The sequence below is a fragment of the Barnesiella sp. CU968 genome (assembly GCF_905219685.1).
GTDB classification, from domain to species: Bacteria; Bacteroidota; Bacteroidia; order Bacteroidales; family Muribaculaceae; genus Lepagella; species Lepagella muris_A.
Genome location: NZ_CAJMXD010000496.1, coordinates 1 through 1805 on the forward strand (window position 1 = coordinate 1; position 1805 = coordinate 1805).

General features: G+C 43.1%; 2 protein-coding genes. Both read right to left on the reverse strand.

Going from position 1 to position 1805, the window contains the following annotated elements; genetic code table 11:
- A partial coding sequence (locus JX312_RS13055) for an ATP-binding protein (RefSeq protein ID WP_239653929.1) occupies positions 1 to 746 on the reverse strand: 746 nt, incomplete at its 3' end.
- A gap of 574 nt (positions 747 to 1320) precedes the next feature.
- On the reverse strand, positions 1321 to 1704 hold the full coding sequence (locus JX312_RS13060) for a hypothetical protein (protein WP_204458358.1): 384 nt from the start codon (positions 1702 to 1704) through the stop codon (positions 1321 to 1323).
- Positions 1705 to 1805 lie beyond the last annotated feature (101 nt).

Here is a 1805-nt window from a genome sequence, read left to right on the forward strand (position 1 = left end):
TCCATTTCTTCAGATACATCAGCAAGCATGGAGGTTTTCTTTGCTAAAGTACAGATATTTCGTGCGTAGGATCGAAGAATGAGCCTTGCCAATGCAGGATNTCTTCGCGTTTTATCAACTCTTGAAATATCCTCATTACATATCACATCAATATAGTCTTTAGCAATCAGTAACTTAGCTTTGGTGCTCATCTCATCGAGAGAAGCGGGCCACCCGCCACGGCAGGCAGCAAAAATCAGTTGCTCAATAGATAATTGTGAAATTTCACCATCAATCTCATAGTCCGCCTCATTAAATAATCGCCCCAAAGAGATAGAGCCATTGGATTCAAGAGACTCGAACAGGCTCATAGGGTACATAGCCATTTTGGTAATGCGACCTGTTCCCGTGTGCATTATTTCCTCATCATCTATTACTGTCGAACCAGTCAGAATAAACTGTCCCTTCTCTCTGCGTTCATCAACCGCATGGCGAACTGCATCCCATATTACTGGGGCAACCTGCCATTCATCAATAAGCCGAGGCGTTGCACCCTTGAGTAATAACGATGGCTTTGTTTGAGCGGCAGCCAAATATCCCGCCCGACGGTCAGGATCCTGCATCTTAATAACACTTCCCGCCCGACGTTCTGCAGTAGTTGTCTTGCCACACCACTTGGGTCCAGCTATCTGTACGGCGCCGAAAGCCTCAAGCCTCAAATCAAGAGTCTTGTCGGCAATTCTATTCAGATACTTCATCTCTTTCATAATCACCTACAAAATTAGGGATTAAATCTGACACCACCAAATTATTTTGTGTTTTTGAATTATTTTGTTTTGTGATTTTGAAATAAATCACTTTGTTAAATTGAATTAACACAAGCCTGATATTTGGTGGAGTGGAAATAAATTCGTAACTTTGCAATCACAGAGAACTTTTAGAATAAGGGAAGATGTTGCGAAGGTGTTAGATTGCCGGAGCAAAACGCCCCAAATCGCTAAAATATAGCAGTGTAGTCAACGGAGTTTTTCTCCTTTAGATAGCCGGTAATTATCTGATAATCAAATTGATACTATATTCAGAACAATTCTGGTGGCACCACCCAAGCAAAGATTAAATCGCTAATTCTCACAGAGTTGGCGATTTTTCTTTTAGTCACTACAGGGCGTAGTCACTATAATAGTCACTATCTAAATCGCTATAAACCACGATAAATCGGCTTGATTAAACTGTATTAAAAAGTAGCGTTTAATTCTAAACCCAATTAAATTCTACATTAAATTCTCTGCAAAATAATAGTGACTATCGGCGTGGTGCGCTGAGATAGTCACTACTTCATTCTTACATTGTAAGTCGGGTGCCGGACTGACGGTCGTCGATGTCATCGTAGCGGGAACGGTTGCCGACTTCGTGCTCGCGCTTGTAGCCGGATGAGCCGGAACTGACATTGAGGGAAGATAGTGCGTTGGCAAGATTGAATGTGAACACTTGCGAGATTTCCGGGGAGTAGTCCTGTGGACGGGAAGGGAAAATACGGACTCCGGCTTTGGATTGGGTATTCTGTTTTATCCTGTCTTTAACCGCCTCGGCATCCCTTCGAGTAAGATGCAGCATGGCTATTGACATCAGGAAGTCTTGTCTTGCTTGTTCATCGGCATGTAGAGAGCGGAACTTGGCTTCCTCCTCCGAAGTTAATTCGATCAAAGGCATATAGCCGTCAGTCAAGGCAGCGCGGAGGCAATAGTTGCCGTCACTGGCGTCTCTTAAAATCTGTTAATGCGAAATTGTTAAACTCTGTATTCATGTTGGTTACGCGATTTTCTGGC